The organism is Pseudomonas vancouverensis (assembly GCF_004348895.1).
GTDB lineage: Bacteria > Pseudomonadota > Gammaproteobacteria > Pseudomonadales > Pseudomonadaceae > Aquipseudomonas > Aquipseudomonas vancouverensis.
The window spans coordinates 651,552-673,924 of sequence record NZ_RRZK01000007.1 but is presented as its reverse complement, the minus strand read 5'-3'; the positions used below and the strand labels follow the sequence as shown (position 1 = coordinate 673,924).

General features: G+C 59.2%; 21 protein-coding genes. 6 read left to right on the top strand and 15 right to left on the bottom strand.

The genetic code is table 11. The features are described 5' to 3' along the window. Window positions 1–111 precede the first annotated feature (111 nt). On the top strand, window positions 112–543 hold the full coding sequence (locus tag EIY72_RS07580; protein WP_093228059.1) for an OsmC family protein: 432 nt from the start codon (window positions 112–114) through the stop codon (window positions 541–543). Window positions 544–677: 134 nt separating this feature from the next. Continuing rightward, window positions 678–911, top strand: a complete 234-nt coding sequence (locus EIY72_RS07575; protein WP_093228062.1) for a DUF1161 domain-containing protein — start codon at window positions 678–680, stop codon at window positions 909–911. 4 nt (window positions 912–915) lie between these two features. On the opposite strand, the gene EIY72_RS07570 is transcribed toward EIY72_RS07575, so the two are convergent. Together EIY72_RS07570 and EIY72_RS07565 are read right to left on the bottom strand one after the other, a co-directional pair. After that, window positions 916–1,341 carry a PA0061/PA0062 family lipoprotein gene (locus EIY72_RS07570; protein WP_093228065.1) on the bottom strand — a complete coding sequence of 142 codons (426 nt, stop codon included), beginning with the start codon at window positions 1,339–1,341 and terminating at the stop codon, window positions 916–918. A gap of 41 nt (window positions 1,342–1,382) precedes the next feature. Then, window positions 1,383–1,802 carry a PA0061/PA0062 family lipoprotein gene (locus EIY72_RS07565; RefSeq protein WP_093228068.1) on the bottom strand — a complete coding sequence of 140 codons (420 nt, stop codon included), beginning with the start codon at window positions 1,800–1,802 and terminating at the stop codon, window positions 1,383–1,385. 58 nt (window positions 1,803–1,860) lie between these two features. Between EIY72_RS07565 and EIY72_RS07560 the strand changes: the two genes are divergently transcribed. After that, window positions 1,861–2,970 (top strand): aminopeptidase, encoded by a 1,110-nt coding sequence (locus tag EIY72_RS07560; RefSeq protein WP_093228071.1) that lies wholly within the window; start codon window positions 1,861–1,863, stop codon window positions 2,968–2,970. Here EIY72_RS07560 and EIY72_RS07555 read toward each other — a convergent pair. From EIY72_RS07555 to EIY72_RS07530, 5 genes are all read right to left on the bottom strand, one after another. Further along, window positions 2,952–4,181, bottom strand: coding sequence for a nucleoside recognition domain-containing protein (locus EIY72_RS07555; protein ID WP_093228073.1), 1,230 nt, complete (start codon window positions 4,179–4,181; stop codon window positions 2,952–2,954). The genes EIY72_RS07560 and EIY72_RS07555 overlap by 19 nt on opposite strands. Before the next feature lie 124 nt (window positions 4,182–4,305). Beyond that, window positions 4,306–5,637: a glutamate/aspartate:proton symporter GltP gene (gene gltP, locus EIY72_RS07550; RefSeq protein WP_093228076.1), complete on the bottom strand. Its 1,332-nt coding sequence runs from the start codon at window positions 5,635–5,637 to the stop codon at window positions 4,306–4,308. Window positions 5,638–6,350: 713 nt separating this feature from the next. After that, entirely contained in the window at window positions 6,351–6,815 is a 465-nt protein-coding gene (locus EIY72_RS07540) for an inhibitor of vertebrate lysozyme family protein (RefSeq protein WP_093228082.1), read from the bottom strand. Window position 6,816: 1 nt separating this feature from the next. Beyond that, window positions 6,817–6,981, bottom strand: coding sequence for a DUF1328 domain-containing protein (locus tag EIY72_RS07535; protein ID WP_093228085.1), 165 nt, complete (start codon window positions 6,979–6,981; stop codon window positions 6,817–6,819). 73 nt (window positions 6,982–7,054) lie between these two features. Continuing rightward, complete coding sequence (locus tag EIY72_RS07530; RefSeq protein WP_093228091.1) at window positions 7,055–7,342, bottom strand: hypothetical protein; 288 nt, start codon at window positions 7,340–7,342, stop codon at window positions 7,055–7,057. Window positions 7,343–7,781: 439 nt separating this feature from the next. Between EIY72_RS07530 and algB the strand changes: the two genes are divergently transcribed. Next, window positions 7,782–9,128 carry a sigma-54-dependent response regulator transcription factor AlgB gene (algB, locus tag EIY72_RS07525; protein ID WP_093228095.1) on the top strand — a complete coding sequence of 449 codons (1,347 nt, stop codon included), beginning with the start codon at window positions 7,782–7,784 and terminating at the stop codon, window positions 9,126–9,128. A 10-nt stretch (window positions 9,129–9,138) separates the two neighbouring features. After that, window positions 9,139–10,929, top strand: coding sequence for an ATP-binding protein (locus tag EIY72_RS07520; RefSeq protein ID WP_093228098.1), 1,791 nt, complete (start codon window positions 9,139–9,141; stop codon window positions 10,927–10,929). Window positions 10,930–10,935: 6 nt separating this feature from the next. Here the strand turns inward: EIY72_RS07520 and EIY72_RS07515 are convergent, their stop codons facing one another. From EIY72_RS07515 to EIY72_RS07485, 7 genes are all read right to left on the bottom strand, one after another. Beyond that, window positions 10,936–12,549, bottom strand: a complete 1,614-nt coding sequence (locus EIY72_RS07515; RefSeq protein ID WP_093228101.1) for an EAL domain-containing protein — start codon at window positions 12,547–12,549, stop codon at window positions 10,936–10,938. A gap of 75 nt (window positions 12,550–12,624) precedes the next feature. Next, entirely contained in the window at window positions 12,625–13,404 is a 780-nt protein-coding gene (locus EIY72_RS07510) for an N-acetylmuramoyl-L-alanine amidase (protein WP_093228104.1), read from the bottom strand. Window positions 13,405–13,507: 103 nt separating this feature from the next. Then, the gene (locus tag EIY72_RS07505) at window positions 13,508–15,577 is read right to left on the bottom strand and encodes a GGDEF domain-containing protein (protein WP_093228107.1); all 2,070 of its coding nucleotides are present in this window, start codon (window positions 15,575–15,577) and stop codon (window positions 13,508–13,510) included. Further along, window positions 15,574–16,452 (bottom strand): endonuclease/exonuclease/phosphatase family protein, encoded by an 879-nt coding sequence (locus EIY72_RS07500; RefSeq protein ID WP_093228110.1) that lies wholly within the window; start codon window positions 16,450–16,452, stop codon window positions 15,574–15,576. Before EIY72_RS07500 ends, EIY72_RS07505 begins: the two co-directional genes overlap by 4 nt. A gap of 14 nt (window positions 16,453–16,466) precedes the next feature. Further along, entirely contained in the window at window positions 16,467–17,108 is a 642-nt protein-coding gene (locus EIY72_RS07495) for a thiol:disulfide interchange protein DsbA/DsbL (RefSeq protein ID WP_093228113.1), read from the bottom strand. A gap of 200 nt (window positions 17,109–17,308) precedes the next feature. Beyond that, on the bottom strand, window positions 17,309–17,938 hold the full coding sequence (locus tag EIY72_RS07490) for a c-type cytochrome (protein ID WP_093228116.1): 630 nt from the start codon (window positions 17,936–17,938) through the stop codon (window positions 17,309–17,311). A 45-nt stretch (window positions 17,939–17,983) separates the two neighbouring features. Continuing rightward, on the bottom strand, window positions 17,984–18,274 hold the full coding sequence (locus EIY72_RS07485) for a c-type cytochrome (protein ID WP_093228119.1): 291 nt from the start codon (window positions 18,272–18,274) through the stop codon (window positions 17,984–17,986). A gap of 191 nt (window positions 18,275–18,465) precedes the next feature. Between EIY72_RS07485 and yihA the strand changes: the two genes are divergently transcribed. Further along, the gene (gene yihA / locus EIY72_RS07480) at window positions 18,466–19,110 is read left to right on the top strand and encodes a ribosome biogenesis GTP-binding protein YihA/YsxC (protein WP_093228122.1); all 645 of its coding nucleotides are present in this window, start codon (window positions 18,466–18,468) and stop codon (window positions 19,108–19,110) included. A gap of 405 nt (window positions 19,111–19,515) precedes the next feature. On the opposite strand, the gene polA is transcribed toward yihA, so the two are convergent. Next, on the bottom strand, window positions 19,516–22,320 hold the full coding sequence (gene polA, locus EIY72_RS07475) for a DNA polymerase I (RefSeq protein ID WP_093228125.1): 2,805 nt from the start codon (window positions 22,318–22,320) through the stop codon (window positions 19,516–19,518). Between the last annotated feature and the right edge of the window lie 53 nt (window positions 22,321–22,373).

Genomic DNA, 22,373 nt, shown 5'->3' with positions numbered 1-22,373 from the left:
AAAAGCCGATTGTGCAATGCGGGTGAACTTTGCATCACCGTCTATCCTCACAACCCTGGCAACCGTAAACCACGAAGGCGCGACCCTCGCGCCGACCTTGAGGAGACTGGCATGGCTATCATCAAGAAAGCATCGGCTCATTGGGAAGGTGATCTGAAAACCGGCATCGGTTCGATCTCCACGGAAACCGGCGTCCTGCGCGAAGCACCTTACGGCTTCAAGGCGCGTTTCGAAGGCGGCAAGGGGACCAACCCGGAAGAGCTCATCGGTGCGGCGCACGCAGGCTGCTTCTCCATGGCCTTTTCGATGATTCTCGAAGGTGCGGGCCTCAAGGCCGACAGCATCGATACCAATGCCGAGGTCACCCTGGATCAAGTCGACGGTGGTTTTGCCATCACCGCGGTGAAACTGATCCTCAAGGCGAAAATCCCCGGTGCGACCCAGGCGCAGTTCACAGAACTGAGCAACAAGGCCAAAGAGGGTTGCCCGGTGTCCAAAGTGCTTAACGCGAAGATCAGCCTGGAAGCGACGCTGGTCAGCTGATTGAGCAGGGCACGACAAGCGATCGCAGCCTCCGGGCTGCGATCTTTTTGCCGTGGAACAAAACCTGACAGGCAAATCTGTGGTCGAATAAGTGACAGCAGGCGCGCGCGCGCTGCTTCAAAGGAGCTTCAACCATGAAACGTTTTGTCCTGGCGGTTATCTGTAGCGCATTGGCCACCTCGGCCCTGGCGGCACCTAAACCCTGCGAAGAGCTCAAGGCCGAGATCGAAGCCAAGATCCAGGCCAAAGGTGTAACGTCCTACACCCTGGAAATCGTTAGCAATGAGGAAGTGCACGATCAGAACATGGTCGTGGGCTCATGCGAAAACAACACCAAGAAAATCATCTACCAGAAAAACGACCGCTGACCTATTACATCAAGCAATAGGAATCCTGGTCTTCGGCGACGATTTCGCGCTTGGCGTTATACAGCCGGGCGCCTGGAGTGAAGGCGATCGAGCGGCCTTCGAGCACGTAACGCTGTCCGGCCTCAAAATGATCGTATTTGATGGTCAGGTAGCATATTCGCTCTGACGGCCCGCCCATCATGTCACCCAGGCCACCGCCACCGGGTACTTCGAAATCAAACCGGGCCAGCAGTTCGTGCGCACCGGGCGTGACTTCGAAAAAGCGCCCGTCCCTCAGCCGCTGCTTGTCCAGCCGTTCGGCCATCAACAGTTTGTCGTTGGGGAAGGGCGTGGAGAATTCGACCCAGGCCATTTTCGGATTGGGCTCCGGCATCGGGGTCTGGCAGCCGGCAACGACACCGGCCACGAGCAACAAGATCAACCTGCGCATGATGAATGTCCCAAGCAGTTATGCCTTCAGCATAACGCCGATCAGCTGTGTTGGCAGCCCGCCGGTACGCCTTGGCCAATCACTTTTCGCTGTTGATCGTAAAGTTTTGCCCAAGGCCTGAAGCCGATGTTGCCCGCTTGCAGTTGATAGCGCTCCCCGGCGTTGAACTCCTTGAATTTCACGTTCATCTGGCAGTCCCGCCACAAGGGTTCGGCACCCGGACCGATATTGGTCGGCTGCACTGCAAACTGGTAGCGCACGGTCAATTCATGGCTGCCTGGCTCCACTTCGAAATAGCGTTTGTCGTGGGTCGCCTTGTCATCCACCTCCACTGCCTGCAGCGTATCTTCCTGCTGCGTGTGCAGGTCGATCCAGGCCTGGGACGGGTCCTGGCTGGGGATGCCGAAACCGGCACAGCCGGCCAGCGTCATCAGGCTGGCGGACAAAATCAACATGCGCATAGCGGAGCTCCTATTGGCGGGATAGTCTTGCGGACAATCTTTCCAGGGATGTCTTATTGTGATCAGGCCGTTGCCAAGCCTTGGGTTACTTGATCGCGTTTTGCGCGTTTTGTTTCCGGGTGTGATGATTTTGTTGCTCAACGGTTGCTCCAGCGTCAGCTATTACAGCCAGCTGGCCAGCGGTCAATGGCAGCTGCTGCGGGCGAGGGAACCGGTAGCAGAGGTGATTGCCGACCCCAGTCGCGATCAGACATTGCGCGCGCACCTGGCCCAGTCACAAAAGGCCCGGGCGTTCGCCAGCGAGCACCTGCACCTGCCAGACAACCAGAGTTATCGCCTGTACGCCGACATTGGCAGGCCCTACGTCGTGTGGAATGTGTTCGCCACCCCGGAGTTTTCCCTGACTCCGGTCAGCCATTGCTTTCCCATCGCCGGTTGCGTGGCCTATCGCGGTTACTACAGCCAGAGCGGCGCACGCGGCGAAGCGGCCCTGCAACGTTTGCAGGGGCTGGACGTGTCGATGGGTGGCGTTGAGGCCTATTCGACGCTTGGCTGGTTCAATGACCCGATCATCAGCTCGATGATGGGCTGGGGCGATGAGCGCCTGGCCACGCTGATCTTTCACGAGCTGGCCCATCAGCGCTGCTATGTGAAGGACGACACCGAATTCAACGAGTCATACGCCACTTTCGTTGAGCAGGAGGGTACTCGCCAATGGCGTGCCTTCCGTCACTTGCCAGCGGAGAGCGACGCGCAGGCGCGTCAGCGAGATCAGTTCACCGAATTGGTCCTCGATACCCGTGTCCGACTTGAAAAGCTCTACGCCTTGCCGCTGCCGGTCGAGCAGATGCGCCAGCGCAAGGCCGCAGAATTCGAACGCCTGCGCGATGAATACCGAAGCATGCGCGACAAGCAGTGGGCGGGGGACAAGCGCTACGACGCCTGGATCAATGCGCCGATGAACAACGCCAAGTTGTTGCCATTTGGCTTGTACGACCAATGGGTGCCGGCGTTTGCCGCACTATTTCGCCAAGTCGACGGCGATTGGCTGAAATTCTTTCCGGCTGTCGAAAAGCTGGGCGGGTTGCCGACAGCTGAACGCAAGGCGGCACTCCAGGCGCTGGCGGGTTCGGAGTACGCCGGGGCCAATCAACCGAAGAACCAGTAGCAAACCCCAATAGCTCCCAGTACTCCGGCCAGTTCCGCCAGCAATGCACAGCCAACGGCGTGTCGCGCGCGCTGAATGCCCACGGCACCGAAGTACACCGCCAGCACGTAGAAGGTGGTTTCGGTGCTGCCCTGAACCGTCGCTGCCACCAGCGCGGGGAAGCTGTCGACACCGGAGGTCTTCATGGTTTCGATCAGCATGGCCCGGGCTGCGCTGCCAGAGAAGGGCTTGACCATCGCCGTCGGCAGCGCATCGACAAACCGCGTGTCCCATCCGACCCAAGCCACCAGATGACGAATGCCTTCGAGAGCAAAGTCCAGCGCGCCGGACGCACGCAAAACACCCACCGCACAGAGCATGGCGACCAGATACGGCAACAGGTTTTTCGCGACGTCGAAACCTTCCTTGGCGCCTTCGACGAACGCCTCGTAGACCTTCACCTTGCGTAGCGCGCCGATCAACAGGAACACCATGATCAGGCCGAACAGCGTCAGGTTGCCGAGAATCGACGACAGCCCCGCCAATGCTGTCGCCGACAAAGTGGCCAGCACGGCCATGAAGCCGCCGAGGATGAGCGCGCCTGGCACCAGGTACGCCAGCACCACCGGGTCCCAGATGCGCAGCCGCTGCATGAACGCCACCGACAGGAAGCCGACGATGGTCGAGCAGCTGGTGGCCAGCAGGATGGGTAGAAACACCAGGGTCGGATCGGGCGCACCTTGCTGCGCGCGATACATGAAAATCGTCACCGGCAGCAACGTCAGGGAAGAGGCGTTCAGCACCAGGAACAGGATCTGCGCATTGCTCGCGACCGTGGCGCTGGGGTTCAGCTCTTGCAGGGCCTTCATGGCCTTCAGGCCGATAGGCGTGGCGGCGTTGTCCAGGCCCAGGCCGTTGGCGGCAAAGTTGAGCGTGATCAGGCCCAGCGCCGGGTGACCCGGTGGCACCTCCGGCATCAGGCGCAGGAACAGCGGCCCCAGTACCTTGGCCAACCATTCAACGATGCCGGCCTTTTCGGCAATGCGCAAGAAGCCCAACCAGAGGGTGAGGGTGCCGAACAGCAGCACCATGACTTCGACCGACAGCTTGGCCATGGCGAATATGCTCTCCACCATCGCCGCAAAAATCCCGGCGTTGCCACCGATCAGCCACTGCGCCAGCGCCGACACGGCTGCCACAATAAAGAAGCCAAGCCACAGGCCATTCAGCATCAGTCAAATCCCCCGGAAGATGCGGCGAATGATAGCGGGGTCGCCAGAAACGACAAACCCCGGATTTCTCCGGGGTTTGTCGGCAAGGCTGGCTCCACAAAAAAGCCAGCACAGCGTGCGTCTATTAGTTGCTGGTGGTTTCGCCAGCCGGCAGCTTGTCCTTGCTGCGCCAGTGCGGCAGGGAATTCCAGTAGCGCTGACCTTTCGCGTCGTCGTACATGCCTTCCCAACGCGCGATAACCAGTACGGCCAGGGCGTTGCCGATCACGTTCAGGGCGGTACGGGCCATGTCCATCACACGGTCGACACCGGCGATGAATGCCAGGCCTTCCAGCGGAATACCGACGCTGCCCAGAGTGGCCAGCAGGACCACGAAGGACACGCCCGGTACACCGGCGATGCCTTTGGAGGTGACCATCAGGGTCAGTACCAGCAACAGTTGCTGGCCGATCGACAGGTCGATGCCATACAGCTGGGCAATGAAGATCGCCGCGATGCTCTGGTACAGGGTCGAACCGTCGAGGTTGAACGAGTAGCCGGTCGGGACCACGAAGCTGCAAATAGCTTTCGGCGCGCCGTAGGCTTCCATCTTCTCGATCACGCGCGGCAGCACGGTTTCGGAGGAGGCGGTGGAGTAGGCCAGCACCAGCTCATCCTTGAAGATGCGCATCAGCTTGATCACCGAGAAACCGAACAGGCGAGCGATCAGGCCCAACACCACGAAGGCGAAGAAGGCGATGGCGAAGTAAACCAGGATCACCAGCTTGGCCAGCGGCAGCAGCGAGGCAAAACCGAAGTTGGCGACCGTTACCGCGATCAGGGCGAAAACGCCGATCGGGGCGTAGTTCATGATCATGTGAGTGACCTTGAACATGCTTTCCGAAACACCCTGGAACATGGTTACCAGAGGCTCACGCAATTCCGGTTTCAGACTCGACAAGCCGAGGCCGAACAACACCGAGAAGAAGATGATCGGCAGCATTTCGCCACGAGCCATGGCGGCGAAGATGTTCGACGGGATCAGGTTGAGGATGGTCTCGATGAACGCGTGTTCATGCTGGACCTCAGCCGCAGTTGCCTGGTACTTGGAAATATCCACAGTGCCCAGGGTGCTCATGTCGATGCCGGCACCCGGGTGGAACAGGTTCGCCAGCAACAGGCCCACCACAATGGCGATGGTGGTCACGACTTCGAAGTAAATGATGGTCTTGAGACCGATGCGCCCCAGCTTCTTGGCATCACCGACGCCGGCGATACCGACGATCAGCGACGAGATGACGATCGGGATCACGATCATCTTGATCAGACGGATAAAGATATCGCCCGCTGGTTGCAGGACGTTACTGATCCACCAGGCTTTTTCGGCACTGAAATGGTTGAGCAGCGCACCGATTGCAATCCCCAATACCAGACCGATGAGGATCTGCCAGGCGAGGCTAAGCTTTGCCTTCTTCATATCTTTACCCTTACTTGCGTTTGACTCAGAGCGATGCGCGAGCTGGAGCGCTTGTGGCGCAAAAGTCGCTTGCATCAGCCCCCGTATAAGGAGCCCCAGGAGCGCGGTTTACGGCTCTCTGGCAGGCGAAAAAAGGCGCAACTATTCCGATGCAAGGAAGCGCCGTCTAATGCCGTAAACGCCTACCCTATGCCGAATCGGCATGAGGTTTTTTTACTAAAAGCGACGTCGCAACCGGTTCGAATGTGACATTTCGGCACACAAAAGTGCCGTGAACCGGCCATCACAGAGCAGATTGGTTGTTTTTTGAGCAGTTGTCGGACAAGCTTTTTTTCGCAAAATTTCACGCACATGAGTGAAAAATGACAGAAAAAGAAAGACGATTTTTCTCGATATACGGTCGCGGCGAAACACCGGGAAAAGAATTTTCAGGCATGACGATCACGTCGAGAAGCAAAGCGGGGAAATTCGAGAAAATGGATCCAATTCAAATAATTACGTGAGCAAGCTCTTCGCAAGTCCGTCGATCCTGATTCGACCGGCGAACTTGCGTCGCAGCTTTTCCTGACCCGGTCCTTGCGCAGGCACTCCCTGTACCCGTAGGTCACTCCGCCCCTGCAACAGGCAGAACGTCCCGACCCCTTGGTCATGCGCCTGCCTTCCTCAGGTGGCGCAAATGGAACAAGGCGCTTTGGCCTTGCTCCCGCACGAACTCAGTACCAGTTCGGGTCTTTCTTCAGCTGTTCCATCAACAGATCCTGCATGCCCTGGTCTGGCTTGCCGAGAAACCGGTAACTGGCATGTCGCGTCGGCGATTTGTCAGCCGGTAATCCCGCCGGCACGTCGACCAGCATGGCGTAGGCATCCTTTTTGTCGAAGCTGACGGCGACGATCAAGCGTTGCTTGGCGCACGTTGCCTGAGATTCACACAGCGGGCCCACCAGATACTTGTCGCCATCCTCTTCAACGGCATTCATTTGTTCGGCATCGCCGGACAGGTTCATCACCCATTCCGGCAGGCGTTGTTCTTTCTTGACGACGCCTTGCCAGGTTTCACGGTAGTGCGGATCAGTGTTCAACAGTTCGTTGGCCCGCATCTGGCCGTCATTGGCCGCCAGCGCCATGGCACTACCGCCCAACAGCAGGGCGGCTGCCAATGTCTTGTACAAGATACTCATGTCAGCTTCGACCACGACGGCCAAAGAAGAACGAAGCGATGAACATCACCAGGAACACGACAAAGAGAATCTTGGCGATGCCCGTGGCGGTGCCCGCGATACCACCGAAGCCCAGAACAGCGGCAATAATGGCAATGATCAGGAAGGTAATTGCCCAGCTCAACATGATGATTCTCCTTACGCTTCTATTTATTTAGAGACTGCATGGCCCGACGCATCGCGTGCGGCGGATGTATTGCCTAGAACACCCAACGCTCCTGATGACGTATCTCACCCACAGGACTGGCCTGATCGACGTCCATCATGCGCATCGGTGTGCTGTCCGCCTGACGGCTGCTGACAGCGCTGAAATGGCTTTGAACCGGTTTTTCAAAGTTCAGGGTTGGCGCGTCCTGCTGCTGACTCTGCTCCCAGCGTTGAAATTGCTGGACGCCGATCAAGGTGATCAGCAACGCCAATACAGCAAACAGACCTTGCTGGATGTGCAATGGCGAAATGTGCAGTTGAGCGGCACGTTGACGGTTCATCCTGAGGCTCCTCCCAACAGGGTCGGGATCTGGTAACGGGCGCTTGTTCTTGAATGCCCTGAATAACCAGACAATTGCAGCCCGCATGCCAGTTTTTTGATCGATTTATTTCCTTATAAATCAACAAGTTACAAATTCATTAAAAATCATTTCGGGCGCATCCTGCACGATGCACCCCACCTGCTCGTGCGAAATGCACGATCAGCTCATAGGAATCAGGAATTTTTTTGGAATTGCGAGATGCCCGCGAGTGTCAGAAATGGACACAGGTCATTGTTGCCGTCCGGTCTTGCCTTTAAAGAGCCGAAAAATCAGGCATCTGACCGATAGGTGAGATGAGCGCTACCCTGCCATGGCAGTAATGGCTCAGAATCAATCATGCAACTTGCCCGATTTTTCCGGGACTAAATCAAGATCATTCATTAAGGAGCGTAGGAACATGGAATCAGCCACTGAGCATCAAGGCCGCATTCTGCTGGTGGACGACGAATCCGCCATCCTGCGTACTTTCCGTTACTGCCTCGAAGATGAAGGCTACAGTGTCGCCACCGCCACCAGCGCCGCGCAGGCAGAAACGCTGCTGCAACGCCAGGTGTTCGACCTGTGCTTCCTCGATCTGCGCCTGGGTGAAGACAACGGCCTGGATGTGCTGGCGCAAATGCGCATACAGGCACCGTGGATGCGGGTGGTGATCGTCACTGCACACTCGGCCGTCGACACGGCCGTGGATGCCATACAGGCCGGTGCCGCCGACTACCTGGTCAAACCCTGCAGCCCCGATCAATTGCGCCTGGCTACCGCCAAGCAACTGGAAGTACGCCAACTGTCGGCACGACTCGAGGCGCTGGAAGGCGAAGTGCGCAAGCCCAAGGACGGCCTGGACTCTCACAGCCCGGCGATGAAAGTGGTGCTGGAAACCGCCCGCCAGGTCGCTTCCACCGATGCGAATATCCTGATCCTCGGTGAGTCTGGCACCGGCAAGGGCGAGCTGTCCCAGGCTATTCATAGCTGGAGCAAACGCGCGAAGAAGTCCTGCGTCACCATCAACTGTCCGTCCTTGACCGCCGAACTCATGGAAAGCGAACTCTTCGGCCACAGCCGCGGCGCATTCACCGGAGCCAGCGAAAGCACCTTGGGTCGAGTCAACCAGGCCGACGGCGGTACGCTGTTTCTCGACGAAATTGGTGATTTCCCTCTGACATTGCAGCCCAAGTTGCTGCGTTTCATTCAGGACAAGGAATACGAGCGCGTCGGCGATCCGGTGACTCGCCGCGCCGATGTGCGCATCCTCGCCGCCACCAACCTCAACCTTGAAGACATGGTGCGTGACGGACGCTTCCGTGAAGACCTGTTGTATCGCCTCAACGTCATTACCTTGCACCTGCCGCCGCTGCGTGAACGCCGCGAGGACATTCTCAACCTTGCCGATCGCTTTCTGGCCCGCTTCGTCAAGGAATACGCCCGCCCCGCACGCGCCTTCAGTGATGAGGCACGCGAAGCCCTGCTGAGCTATCGCTGGCCCGGCAACATCCGTGAACTGCGCAACGTGATCGAACGGGCCAGCATCATCTGCCCGCAGGAGCGTGTCGAAATCAGCCACCTGGGCATGGCCGAAACCCCGGTCAACAACGCACCACGCATTGGCGCTGCGCTGAGCCTGGATGAATTGGAGAAAGCCCACATCGGCGCCGTTCTGGCCACTGCCGGTACACTGGATCAGGCGGCCAAGACCCTGGGCATCGACGCCTCGACGCTGTATCGCAAACGCAAGCAGTACAATTTGTGAGCCGCCGCCAATGAAATGGGCGATGAAGTTGCGGACCCGGCTCTTCCTGAGCATCTCCGCGCTGATCACCGTGGCCTTGCTCGGCCTGTTGCTCGGGCTGGTCAGCGTGATGCAGATGGCCGGCAGCCAGGAAGCGCTGATACGCAGCAACTTCATCACCCTGGATCTGGGCCTCAAGCTGCGCCAGACCCTGGGTGACCAGTTGATCATCATGCTCAGCGAAAAACCGGATACCGCCGCGTTCGATGCCTCCAAACAACATTATTTCCAGCTGCTCGAAGAAGGTATCGCCCAAGAACCGGCGGAAAATGGCAATGACTACGGTTTCAGAAAGGCCAAGGCCGATTACCAGAGTTTTATCGAGGCCTATGAGCGGTCGCCGGACACAACCAACGTGCTCAGCAGTCACGATGAGCTCACGGATAAATTCAATGCGTTGCGCAATGGCTTGATTGCCGAACACAAGCGCGCCCTGGACAACATCAACGATACCGAACGCCGGGCCCGGGAGCGGGCGTTGCTGGTCGCCGGGTTGCTGGGACTGGTGGGGCTGGCCGTTCTTGTCATCGGGTTTATCACCGCCCACGCCATCTCGCGCCGCTTTGGCGCGCCCATCGAGGCGCTGGCCCAGGCAGCGGACAACATTGGTCAGGGAAATTTCGACGTGACACTGCCGATCTCCTCGGCGGTTGAACTCAACCAGTTGACCCGCCGATTCGGGATCATGGCCGAGGCTCTGCGTGAACATCAGGCCACCAACGTCGACGAGCTGCTGGCTGGTCAGCAGCGTTTGCAGGCTGTGCTGGACGGTATCGATGATGGCTTGCTGATGATTGACCGCCAGGGACAGCTGGAGCATCTCAACCCCGTCGCACAGCGCCAACTGGGTTGGGACTCGGACCGTTTCGGTCAAGGCCTGGGCACGGCACTCGAGCGCCCGGAGCTAGATGAGCAACTGCAATTGGTCCTGCGCGGCGGCACCCTGGAGCGCGCGCCGGAAGACCTGAGTATCGAAGTGGATGGTGAATCGCGCCTGCTGACCTACAGCCTGACGCCGGTGATCCATACCCAGGGCCATATTCTCGGCGCCGTGATGGTGCTGCACGACGTGACAGAGCAGCGTGCCTTCGAGCGGGTTCGTAGCGAATTCGTCTTGCGCGCCTCCCATGAATTGCGAACGCCGGTAACCGGCATGCACATGGCCTTCGGCCTGTTCCGTGAACGCGCGCACTTTGCCGCAGACTCACGGGAAGCCGATCTGTTGGACACCGTGAACGAAGAAATGCAGCGTTTGATGCAATTGATCAACGACCTGCTGAATTTCTCCCGTTACCAGAACGGCTTGCAAAAGCTCAGCCTGGCACCTTGTTCCATCGAGGATTTGTTGGAGCAGGCCCAGGCGCGCTTCGCCGAGTCGGCCAGTGCGCAACAGATCGATCTTTTGGTGGAAATGCAGGGCCCGTTACCACGCTTGCAGGCCGATCAGGCACAACTGGATCGAGTCCTCGACAACCTGATCGACAACGCCCTGCGCCACACCGGTTCCGGTGGCCGTATACGCTTGCAGGCCCGGCGTCACGGCGACCGGGTGATCATCAGTGTCGAGGACAACGGTGAAGGCATTGCCTACGGCCAGCAAGGACGGATCTTCGAACCCTTTGTTCAGGTCGGACGCAAGAAAGGCGGGGCAGGGCTCGGCCTGGCACTGTGCAAGGAAATCGTGCAGCTGCATGGCGGGCGCATGGGCGTGTATTCGCGGCCGGGGCAGGGTACCCAGTTCTACATGGCACTGGCCGTCTAGAGCACTTTACGCCTCGTCATCCAGACGTCGTCCTTGGCGTCTGCGGCCCCGGGTGATCAACTCGATGAACTGCACGGCGCTCAAGGCATGGGCGAACAACCAGCCCTGACCGAACTTCACGCCTTCGCTGCTGAGGAACTCGGCCTGGGCCTCATGCTCGATGCCTTCGGCAATCACCTTCAAGTGCAGCGATTGCGCCATGTGAATGATGTGCGGGGCCACACCACTGCTCGCGGCATCATGACCCAGGGCATCGATAAACGCCTTGTCGATTTTCAAGCAGTCCACTGGCAAGGTTTGCAGGTAGGCGAGGCTGCAATAGCCGGTGCCGAAGTCGTCGATCAACACCTGATGGCCGACATCGCGCAAGGCCTGCAGGTTTTCCCGGGCGACCACCACATCGATCAATCCGCGCTCGGTGACTTCAAAGGCAATCTGCCGGGCTGCCACCCGATGCAACGTCAGCAGGCGCTCCATCACCTGGCCGATGCGTGGAACCATCACGTCACAGGCTGCAAGGTTCACCGAGATATACAGCTGAGGGTTGGCGCGCAGCAGCTGGCCGAGCTGTTCCAGTAACCGCTGCAGGACAAAATCGGTCATCTGCCGTATCTGCCCGGTGTTCTCCGCCATCGGGATGAAAAGATCAGGACTGGTCAGCGTGCCGTCCGGCCTGCGCCAACGTAACAGCGCCTCAGCCCCGACACAGTTACGGCTGTCGAGGTCGAAAATGGGTTGATACAGCACTTGCAATTCGCCGCGGCGAATCGCGCCGGTGAGCTCGGCATCCAGCGACTGACGCTGACGCACCAGCAGAAACACCAGGAACCCCACGCACACGCCCAATGCCAGGCTGGCCGGCAGCAACCACCACCAGACCGGCGGGATGTGCATGCCGGTACGCGGGCTGATCAGCACCAGTTGATACTCGGGGTTATCGGTGGGCATGCGGTAAATCAACCGCGTCTGGGTGATCTGCAGGGCATCGCGGTTTTTCGGTGGCCAGGCCTCGGTCGGGGGCCAGACCTGCGACACACCCAACACCGGAATGGCGCGAGTGCCATGGTCGAGCACCACCAACAGGCTACTGCCGGGAGACAGGTCGACCATGTCGGTCAAATGCCCACGTGAGGTCGCGACCCGAAAATTGCCGCGCCCGAGCATCAACGCCGCCCGGTTCTCATCGGGTTCGGTGGTGGTGTTGAGCCAATAGCTGTAGGTCGGTCCCTTGATGTCCGGCGGGCGAATCAGCGACAACCCTTCCTGGCGCGGTCGGTTGGAGCAGATTCGGGTGGCATCCATATAGGCCGCTTCGTAGACGAAGCGGTAATTGAAACTGACCTGCTGCAAGGTCGCGATCATCTCATCATCGCAACTGCGCAGCGGCTGGGCTTCAAGGTCGTCGAGGCTTTCACGCAATTGCCCGAACAGTTGCTCGAGGCGCGCGAGGAAACGCTCGCCCTGGGCATTCATTTCTTCGCTTTCGTTTTGCTCGACCTGATGCATGGCGACAAACAGGCTGCCGGCCATCAGCAGCGTTGCGCTCAAGACAGCCGCCAGCAGCCCCAAAAACCAGGGGCGATAGAACCAGCTGCGGAAAGTCTCTCGAGCAACAGCCATCTATGGATATCCGAAGAATTACCAATGAGTTATAGCTGCTGATTGGCAAAACGCCCGGACCGTCGGGCGGCGTCATTATTTTGTCTGGTTCAGCACCATCAGCAGCGCAGCCGTTTGGGCATCCGGAGTGCCGTCAAAACGGGACGGGCGGAAATGCATCTGGAAGGCGGCGATCACGTGACGGGTCGCCACATCCAGTTCACCGGTCTGAGGCGTCGCATAGCCGGCACTCGCCAATTGCGCCTGGAACCAGCCGATGCTTGGCAGTTGCTCGGCGAACCGCAGCTGCTGACGCGCAACCTGCTGCTCGTTCGGCCAGACGCCCAGGCCTTCGGCTGCCAGACGCTTCCACGGAAACAACGGCCCCGGGTCGAGCTTGCGCAAGGGTGCGATGTCGCTGTGACCAATGATGTCTCGCGGATTGATACCCTGACGTTTGCTGATGTCCTTGAGCAATAAGATCAGGGACTGAACCTGAGCTTCGCTGTAGGGATACCAGAGACGCCCGGTAGGGGTTTCCTTGAAACCCGGATTGACGATCTCGATACCGATGGAGCTGGAATTGAGCCAGGTGCGCCCCCTCCATTCACTGTCCCCGGCGTGCCAGGCGCGCTGATTCTCGTCCATCAGTTTGTAGATTGTCGCGCCCTTGTCGTCACCAATCAGGTAATGGCTACTGACTTCGCCATGGGTCAGCAATTGCAGCGAACGTTCCAGCGAGGCATTGGTGTAATGCACCACCACGAACTGGATGCGGCTGTCGTAATTGGCCGAGGGATGGCTGGTGTCATAGCGCGGACCGCTGGCACATCCGGCCAGCAGAATCAGCGAGACGATAAGGGCAAAATATTTCATGGCGTAGGGCAGTACACAGGTGACGATAATGCAACAGTGTAACGTACTGCCCGGCGCGAGGACGTCCATCTCGCTGAATTAAACATCAAGGAACAATTGCCGGTCAGCCCGCCTCAACTCGATTGCGCCCGGCATTTTTTGCGCGATACAGCGCCTGATCGGCTCTTTTGAGCACCTGATCGCCGTGCTCTCCCGCACGAAACGCTGTCATGCCGATGGAAACGGTGATGGTCACCGGCTCACCCTTGAAGTGAAAAGGACAGGCCTCGATCGCTGCACGCAGACTCTCCATGAGTTTCAGGCCGTTGGCCTGCGCGGTAGCGGGCATCAACAAGACGAACTCTTCACCACCGAAGCGGGCAATGAAATCCGTCCCGCGCAGACGCTTGCGCAACACAGTGGCAATGATTTTCAGCACTTTGTCGCCGGCCAGATGCCCGTAGTTGTCGTTGATGCGCTTGAAGTGATCGAGATCGAGCATGGCCAGCAACAGCGTATTGCCGTGCTGCTGCCATTGTTTGACTTCCTGATCCAGCCGTTCGCTCCAGGCAGCACGGTTCGGCAAGCCGGTCAGCGGATCAACCAGCGCTTTCTGCCGCTGTTCTTCAAGGTGTTCGCGGTAGCCCTGGGCTTCCTCCTCCATATGGGCAACGCGCTCGGCCAGGCTGTGCAGGCGAGCCGCGACTTCCTGCTCGCGCTCGTCGCGTTGCTTCTGATGCTGGTCCATGGTGCCGAGCAAGCCTTCAAGATGGTTTTCCAGGACGAGTTTGAGATCGTCCAGGTCCGCCGCTTCCTTCATGCTGCTCTGCAAGCCGTCGACTTGTTCACGGATCTGCGTGTCCATTTCCCGTGCCGCTGAGCGGTTGTCGGCATGGCCAGCGGTGGCCGCCTGCAGGTTGCTCTGGAACGATTCGAGGCGCTCGTTGAGCCGTTGCAGATACGCTTCGAACTCATGTTGGCCACTGTCGGTGATTGCCAGCATCAAGGTCGCGAAATCGTCGAGGATCGGCAGCAACTCGTACCAGTTCAAACCGTTTTTCAGACGATCGCGCATCGACTCGGCTTGCGGGCGGTGGCGTTCAGGTAAAGTCAGGTCGTCGAGCAGCCCGAGCAAAGTCTCTTCGATATGACTGGCCACCGAGCTGTAGGACGGCTCGGGAGTATCAGGCAGCGCGTAGTGGGCATCCTGTTCGGAGAGCTCCGCATCGATACCCGAAACTGTTTCAGCCGGGGCAGGGAGCTCTGGCGCGTCGTCAGGCAGCACTTGCGCGGTCAGTTCGTCCGGATTGTTCGACAGCTCGGGGTCAGGCGCCGAATGCTGTTGAACCGAAGGGGGCTGCACTTGAACCCTATGGTCATCCGTTACGTCTGCACTATCTGTAGCTGTCGGCTGAGGCAGCACGACCGGGGGCACAAAAGCCACGATTTCCGCTGCGCTCGACTCTTCTGCCATAGGCTCGGCGGTTGCGCTCTCTGGCTCTACTGGGTCGGCAACGAGCGGTTCGGTTTTCACCGGCTCAATGACGACCGTTGCAGGCTCAACCCTCGCCACCGGCGCGTCAACGATCAGCTCGGGCGCGGCCTCAACGGGTGATTGGACGGCATGCTGGATCGGCGCAGGGATGTCCGCTGCGCTCGCCCCTTCGGCCTCGGTTTTGCCAAACAAGCGCTGCAACAACCCCGGGCGTTCTGGTTCTGCAGGTGTTTCCAGCTGGCTCAAGGCCTTGCCTTGCAAGCCGCTGAGTTCGCTGAGCAACAAAGGGATCTCGCGCGCCTGACTGACCCGCGCATCCAGTTGCTTGGCGAAACTCTTGAGTGGGCGGCTCACGTCCCTTGGAAGCGGTAGTGTCTGAAGTTGCGTGACCAAAGCATTCAGCGCGGCACTGGTCTGGTTGACCCGGGTTTCCCGGCGCTGCTCGGAATCGAGCACGGCCTTTTCCAGACGCGGAATCAGGGCGGCCAGCCTTGCGTCCATGTCATCGGTGCGCACGACTTCACGCATTTCCTTCATGCATTGGTCAACGGCACGGTCGGTGCCTTCCGCCGCCAGGGTGCTGCGCACCAGCCCGCGACGCAGCAAGTCGAGCCGTGCGTCCCAGCGACGCTCGAGCTTTTCCTGTTGTTCAATGCTTTTGAGGTACTTCTCTTTCCAGCGCTGTGCTTCGTCGCTCATTCATGGGTTCCGCGAGGGGCAGGACTCAACGCGGGCAATGCATCGGCCGTGAGCGAACCCGGCAGACGAATCTCTACCGCGACCGGCAGGTGATCGGAAATGGGATGGGCCAGAACTTCGACCTTTTCCAGGGTCAGGCTCGGGCTCAACAGGATATGGTCCAGGCAACGCTGCGGGCGCCAGCTGGGGAATGTCGCTTCCAGTTGCGGCGCGAGCAAGCCCAGGTCACGCAACGGAGAATGTTGCAGCAGATCGCTGGCATGGGTGTTCATGTCGCCCATCAGCACCTGGTGTTTGTAATCGCCGATCAGCTCGCGGATGTAGGCCAGTTGCAGGCTCCGCGCACGCGCGCCAAGCGCCAGGTGCATCATCACGACGATCAGGGCCTCAGGGCCCTCACCGAAGCGCACCAGGATCGCCCCACGGCCTTTTGGGCCGGGCAACGGATGGTCTTCGATCGCCCATGGGCGCATTCGACTCAGCACACCATTGCTGTGCTGGGCGAGTCGGCCAAGATTGCGATTGAGTTGTTGATACCAGTAAGGAAAGGCCCCGAGTTGGGCCAGATGCTCGACTTGATTGACGTAGCCGGAACGCAGGCTTCCGCCGTCGGCTTCCTGCAGGGCGACCAGATCGAAGTCGCCAAGCAGGTTGCCGATTTTCTGCAGATTGTCGGCACGCCCGGTGTGCGGCAGCAGATGCTGCCAGCCTCGGGTCAGGTAATGCCGATACCGCTCGGTACTGATACCCACTTGGATATTGAAGCTGAGCAAGCGCAGACGACTGTCTGCGGGCAGGCCCGTGGACTCCAGATGATGTTCGTTGACCCGCGGATCATGCAGGCCAACGACGCGTTCAGTACCCCAGCGGCGCATGGCGGGTTTTGCCCTTAGTTGGCGGCAGCCTTGTTAGCCGCCCGCTCTTGATCAACCAGTTTATCGGCCAGTTGCAGCGCTTGTTCAGCGCCGCCGGCAGAACCGACGTCAAAACGATACTTGCCGTTGACGATCATGGTTGGAACACCGGTGATTTCGTACTTCTTGGCCAGTTCACGGGCCTTGACGATCTGACCCTTGATGGCGAAAGAGTCGAAGGTGGCCAGGAACTTGTCCTTGTCGACACCCTGAGTGGCCAGGAAGTCGGCCATGTCGTTCTTGTCGGTCAGTTTCTTGTGTTCTTTCTGGATCGCGTTGAACACGGCGGCGTGCACGTTATGCTCGACACCCATGGCTTCCAGGGTCAGGAACATTTGGCCATGAGCGTCCCACGGGCCGCCGAACATGGCAGGGATACGCACGAAGTTGACGTCGGATGGCAGCTTCTCGACCCACGGATTGATCACCGGCTCGAAGGCGTAGCAGTGCGGGCAGCCATACCAGAACAGCTCCACCACTTCGATCTTGCCAGGCACGGCGACCGGCACCGGATTGGCCAGCTCCACGTAAGGTGCGGCTGGGGCTTCGGCAGCCTGGGCAGTCATGCCGAACAGGCTGGCAGCGGCAAAAACGGCGCTGATGATCAGATTACGCATGCTTCACTCCTGGACAATTTTTATCGCCTCGCGCGACTCGTCTTCAGACAGGTCGTGGCGGGTTTGAGTTCTGTAGTGTAACGGCAGCGGCCACAAAAAAGGGCGGCCAAAGCCACCCTTTTTATACTGGTTGCAACGGATTAATCGAGCGTTAACGTTGCTGGCGATAAGCACCCCGCGCAACGCCCGATGGGCCGTTCTTAATGCAAGCCTTGAATGTAGCTGGAGACGGCGGCGATGTCTTCGTCGCTCAGGCGCTTGGCGATGGTCTGCATGGTCTTGGCATCGCCATCGTTGGTACGGCCGCCTTCTTCCTTGCGGAAATCGGTCAGTTGCTTGGCGACGTATTGCGCGTGCTGGCCACCCAGGTGCGGGAAGCCGGCGGCGGCGTTGCCCGCGCCATTAGGCGAGTGGCAGCCGGTGCAGGCTGGCAGGCCCTTGTTCAGGTCACCGCCACGGAACAGTGCTTCACCGCGAGCGACGATCTTCGGATCGGCGGCACCGACGCTGCCTTTCTGGCTGGCGAAGTAGGCGGCGATATCTGCCAGGTCCTGATCGCTCAGGTTGGTCAGCAGGCCGGTCATTTCCAGAACCGTGCGTTTGCCCGACTTGATGTCGTGCAGCTGCTTGGTCAGGTAACGCTCACCCTGGCCGGCCAGTTTTGGAAAGTTGGGGGCCATGCTGTTGCCATCCGGGCCGTGGCAAGCGCCACAGACGGCGGCTTTGGCCTGGCCGGCTTTTGCATCACCCGGTTGTACTGGCTCACCTGCAGCCTGGGCCATGCCGGAGATTCCCACGGTCAACAGCAGACTCACGATCAAATTCTTCATCAGCTAATCCAACTACGGCTAAGGGTTAAGAGTTATGGACCGGGCTTACTCGCTCATCCAAAGGATGATGGCTTGGTAATCCTCGGCACTGCAGTCCATGCACAAACCACGCGGCGGCATCGCCTTGAAACCCTGGGTCACGTGTTGCACCAGCGTCTCCATACCTTTCGCCAACCTCGGCGTCCAAGCTTCCTGATCGCCCTTTTGCGGCGCCATGGGTAGTTGGCCGGAATGACAGGCACCACAAACACGGTTGTACACAGCTTCCGGTTCCTGTGTAGCCTGCGCGCTGTAAAGCGGCATCAAGAGTCCGGCAGCCAGCAGCCATTTCGTCATAAAACGACCTTTTCAGGGTTGAGAGCGTGCTGCGTTCTAGTGCGCAATCAAGGTCTGTCGCTCTCGTGAACTTCATCCTACGCTGGGACAAAGCGCACACAAAATCTGCGGCATTATATACTGGCGTCACTGAAACGGAAGCGACACTGCTTGCCGCGCCCATTCCTGGCGCCGCCCACATCGGAAATCCCATGCAACTCAAGAATCCCATCCTCGGTCTGTGCCAACAGTCCACCTTCATGCTCAGCGCCGCCAAAGTCGACCAATGTCCGGATGACGAGGGCTTTGAAGTCGCCTTCGCCGGTCGTTCCAACGCCGGCAAGTCAAGTGCGTTGAACACCCTGACCCACGCCAGCCTCGCGCGCACCTCGAAAACCCCGGGTCGCACGCAACTGTTGAATTTCTTCAAGCTAGACGATGAACGCCGTCTGGTCGACCTGCCGGGCTACGGTTATGCAAAAGTACCGATTCCGCTCAAGCAACATTGGCAGCGTCACCTCGAGGCTTACCTGGGTGGCCGCGAGAGTTTGAAAGGGTTGATCCTGATGATGGACATCCGCCATCCAATGACCGATTTCGACTTGCTGATGCTTGATTGGGCCGTGGCCGCGGGCATGCCGATGCACATTCTGCTGACCAAGGCGGACAAGCTGACCTATGGCGCGGCGAAAAACACGCTGCTCAAGGTTCAGTCGGAAATTCGCAAGGGCTGGGGCGACAGCGTGTCGATCCAGCTGTTCTCGGCACCCAAGCGCATGGGCCTGGAAGAGGCGTACACGGTGCTGGCAGGCTGGATGGAATTGGCTGACAAGGGCGCAGGAGCGCAAGCCGAGTAAGACGCAAAACTGCCTGGGGAAAACCCCAGGCAGTTTTCGCCAGGCAAAAAAAACCCCGGACTTCATATGGGGAGGGAGAAGTTCCGGGGTTCAAGTTCTAGACCGCTAGGGCGGGGTCCAGATATCTGCCAACACTTAACACAACATAGGAGCATCGAAGGGCTTCACCAGCCATTCAGTAACTCTGAGTGGTGCATCGCAAGATTAGTTCAGATTTTTTTCCTATGTGTTTGGAATAATCGTAATCAGTTTCTGATCTAAGCAGTGTTTACGGCCCTTCCGCGGTATTTTGCCGCAGCAGGGCACGTCAATTTTCTATGTAAAAAGCCTGCTCGCGATGGAATTTCAGACGAAATCGATGTTTCTGACGCCCCAAAGCGACCAAGTTCACCCCCGCATGATGGTTCAGTGCGCCTCGTCCCAGTTGTTTCCGACACCGACTTCCACCAGCAACGGCACATCCAGCTTCGCCGCCTCGCTCATGTGCAGGCGAATTTCATCACGCACCTGATCGACCAGGTCTTCACGCACCTCGAGTACCAGTTCGTCGTGCACCTGCAGGATCACTTTGGCATCGAGGCCTGAGGTCGCCAGCCAGTTATCCACCGCCACCATGGCCTTCTTGATGATGTCCGCCGCCGTGCCCTGCATCGGCGCGTTGATCGCCGTGCGCTCGGCCGCGGCGCGCTCCTGGGGCTTGTTGGAATTGATGTCCGGCAGGTACAAGCGACGGCCGAAGAAGGTTTCGACGTAGCCCTGCTCCGCCGCCTGGGTGCGGGTGCGGTCCATGTACTGGCGAACGCCTGGATAACGAGCGAAATAAGTATCGATGTAGGCCTTGGCGGTCTTGGTGTCGACACCGATGTCCTTGCCGAGTTTCTGCGCGCCCATGCCGTAGATCAGGCCGAAGTTGATGGCCTTGGCACTGCGACGCTGATTCGACGTCACCTCAGACAGCTCGACCTTGAACACCTCAGCCGCGGTCGCGGTGTGCACGTCCAGATTGTGCCGGAACGCGTTCATCAGCCCTTCGTCCCGGGACAGATGGGCCATGATCCGCAGTTCGATCTGCGAATAGTCCGCCGCCAGCAGTTTGTAGCCAGCCGGAGCAACAAACGCCTGGCGAATGCGCCGGCCTTCAGCGGTGCGCACCGGAATGTTCTGCAGGTTCGGATCACTGGAAGACAAACGCCCGGTGGACGCCACCGCCTGGTGATACGAGGTGTGGATTCGCCCGGTGCGCGGGTTGATCTGCTCCGGCAAACGGTCGGTGTAGGTGCTTTTCAGCTTGCTCATGGAACGGTGTTCCATCAGCACTTTTGGCAAGCGGTGGTCGTCCTCGGCCAGCTTGGCCAACACTTCTTCAGCGGTAGACGGCTGGCCCTTGGCGGTTTTTTTCAGGACCGGCAGGCCGAGTTTTTCATAGAGGATCACCCCGAGCTGCTTGGGCGAGCCCAGGTTGAACTCTTCGCCGGCGATCTCGAACGCCTCACGCTCAAGTGCGACCATCTTGTCGCCCAGCTCGATGCTCTGCACGCCCAGCAACGCGGCATCAACGTAGGCACCCTGGCGCTCGATGCGCGCCAGCACCGGCACCAGCGGCATTTCGATGTCGGTCAGCACGCTGGCCAGGCTCGGGATGGCCGACAGCTTTTCGAACAGCGTCTGATGCAAACGCAAGGTGATGTCCGCGTCTTCGGCAGCATAGGGTCCGGCCTGTTCCAGTGCGATCTGGTCAAAGGTCAGTTGCTTCACGCCTTTGCCGGCAATGTCCTGGAAGCTCACCGTGGTGTGATCCAGGTACTTCTGCGCCAGGCTGTCCATGTCGTGACGGGTGGCCGTGGAGTTGAGCACGTAGGATTCGAGCATGGTGTCGAAGGCAATGCCGCGCACGGTGATGCCGTTGTCCTGATCGCCGCCGATGGCGCAGTTGGCGAGGATGTTCATGTCGAACTTGGCGTGCTGGCCGACCTTGAGCTTGTCCGGGTCTTCCAGGATCGGCTTGAGCGCACGCAGCACGGTGTCACGGTCCAGCTGCTGTGGCACACCGATGTAGGAGTGGGTCAGCGGAATGTACGCCGCCTCGTTGGCCTGCACGGCGAACGACAGGCCGACCAACTGTGCTTGCTGGGCGTCGATGCCAGTGGTTTCAGTATCGAAGGCGAACAGTTTGGCGTTGTTCAGTTTTTCCAGCCAGGCGTCGAAACGTGCCTGATCGAGGATGGTTTCGTACTGTGCCTCAGTCGCCACCGCCGGTACCTCGGCCTCGGGTGCGCTGAACAGATCGGCAGCCGGCGCAGGCTCGGCTGCAGCGCTCAGTTCCAGGCGCTTGGCGTCACGATCGAGGTCGTTCAGCCAGCTTTTGAATTCCAGCAGGTTGTACAACTCGTAAAGTTTGCCCGGGTTTTCCGGACGCATTTGCAGGTCATCGAGACCGACATCCAGTGGCACGTCGACCTTGATGGTTGCCAGTCGATAGGAGAGGAACGCCATCTCCTTGTGCTCTTCGAGCTTGGCCGGCAAGGTCTTGGCGCCACGAATCGGCAAGGTCGGCACGATGTCGAGCTGTGCATAAAGCTCGGTCAGGCCGCCATTGACGCCCACCAGCAAGCCGGAAGCGGTTTTCGGACCAATGCCCGGTACGCCCGGAATGTTGTCGGAGGAGTCGCCCATCAGCGCCAGATAATCGATGATCTGCTCGGGAGCGACGCCGAATTTCTCCTTCACGCCCTCCACGTCCATGCTGCTACCGGTCATGGTGTTGACCAAGGTAATGTGGCCGTCGACCAGCTGCGCCATGTCCTTGTCGCCGGTGGAAATGATGACCGGACGGTTGGCTGCGGCGCTGCTGCGAGCCAGTGTACCGATCACGTCATCGGCCTCGACGCCTTCGACGCATAGCAGCGGGAAGCCGAGGGCGATCACGCTCTGGTGCAGGGGCTCGATCTGCACGCGCATGTCGTCGGGCATACTCGGGCGATTGGCCTTGTATTCGGCAAACATTTCATCGCGGAATGTCCCGCCCTTGGCGTCGAACACCACGGCGAAGGGACTGTCCGGATACTGCTTGCGCAGGCTCTTGAGCATGTTCAACACGCCCTTGACCGCGCCGGTCGGCAGGCCTTTGGAAGTGGTCAAAGGTGGCAGCGCGTGGAAGGCGCGGTACAGGTAAGACGAACCGTCCACCAGGACGAGGGGGGCTTGGCTCATGAGCAGGATCAACCTTTTCGGCGGGTCCGGCGCTAGAATAGCGGGACCGTTGA

What these genes read in the sequence shown, in the direction of transcription:
- algB (WP_093228095.1), top strand. Translation starts at nt 7,782, where the DNA reads ATGGAATCAGCCACTGAGCATCAAGGCCGCATTCTGCTGGTGGACGAC.
- EIY72_RS07535 (WP_093228085.1), bottom strand. Translation starts at nt 6,981, where the DNA reads ATGTTGAGCTGGGCAATTACCTTCCTGATCATTGCCATTATTGCCGCT.
- gltP (WP_093228076.1), bottom strand. Translation starts at nt 5,637, where the DNA reads ATGAAGAAGGCAAAGCTTAGCCTCGCCTGGCAGATCCTCATCGGTCTG.
- EIY72_RS07505 (WP_093228107.1), bottom strand. Translation starts at nt 15,577, where the DNA reads ATGAGCGACGAAGCACAGCGCTGGAAAGAGAAGTACCTCAAAAGCATT.
- polA (WP_093228125.1), bottom strand. Translation starts at nt 22,320, where the DNA reads ATGAGCCAAGCCCCCCTCGTCCTGGTGGACGGTTCGTCTTACCTGTAC.
- EIY72_RS07515 (WP_093228101.1), bottom strand. Translation starts at nt 12,549, where the DNA reads ATGGCTGTTGCTCGAGAGACTTTCCGCAGCTGGTTCTATCGCCCCTGG.
- EIY72_RS07565 (WP_093228068.1), bottom strand. Translation starts at nt 1,802, where the DNA reads ATGCGCATGTTGATTTTGTCCGCCAGCCTGATGACGCTGGCCGGCTGT.
- EIY72_RS07490 (WP_093228116.1), bottom strand. Translation starts at nt 17,938, where the DNA reads ATGAAGAATTTGATCGTGAGTCTGCTGTTGACCGTGGGAATCTCCGGC.
- EIY72_RS07580 (WP_093228059.1), top strand. Translation starts at nt 112, where the DNA reads ATGGCTATCATCAAGAAAGCATCGGCTCATTGGGAAGGTGATCTGAAA.
- EIY72_RS07485 (WP_093228119.1), bottom strand. Translation starts at nt 18,274, where the DNA reads ATGACGAAATGGCTGCTGGCTGCCGGACTCTTGATGCCGCTTTACAGC.
- EIY72_RS07555 (WP_093228073.1), bottom strand. Translation starts at nt 4,181, where the DNA reads ATGCTGAATGGCCTGTGGCTTGGCTTCTTTATTGTGGCAGCCGTGTCG.
- EIY72_RS07500 (WP_093228110.1), bottom strand. Translation starts at nt 16,452, where the DNA reads ATGCGCCGCTGGGGTACTGAACGCGTCGTTGGCCTGCATGATCCGCGG.
- EIY72_RS07520 (WP_093228098.1), top strand. Translation starts at nt 9,139, where the DNA reads ATGAAATGGGCGATGAAGTTGCGGACCCGGCTCTTCCTGAGCATCTCC.
- EIY72_RS07575 (WP_093228062.1), top strand. Translation starts at nt 678, where the DNA reads ATGAAACGTTTTGTCCTGGCGGTTATCTGTAGCGCATTGGCCACCTCG.
- EIY72_RS07495 (WP_093228113.1), bottom strand. Translation starts at nt 17,108, where the DNA reads ATGCGTAATCTGATCATCAGCGCCGTTTTTGCCGCTGCCAGCCTGTTC.
- EIY72_RS07570 (WP_093228065.1), bottom strand. Translation starts at nt 1,341, where the DNA reads ATGCGCAGGTTGATCTTGTTGCTCGTGGCCGGTGTCGTTGCCGGCTGC.
- EIY72_RS07510 (WP_093228104.1), bottom strand. Translation starts at nt 13,404, where the DNA reads ATGAAATATTTTGCCCTTATCGTCTCGCTGATTCTGCTGGCCGGATGT.
- yihA (WP_093228122.1), top strand. Translation starts at nt 18,466, where the DNA reads ATGCAACTCAAGAATCCCATCCTCGGTCTGTGCCAACAGTCCACCTTC.
- EIY72_RS07540 (WP_093228082.1), bottom strand. Translation starts at nt 6,815, where the DNA reads ATGAGTATCTTGTACAAGACATTGGCAGCCGCCCTGCTGTTGGGCGGT.
- EIY72_RS07530 (WP_093228091.1), bottom strand. Translation starts at nt 7,342, where the DNA reads ATGAACCGTCAACGTGCCGCTCAACTGCACATTTCGCCATTGCACATC.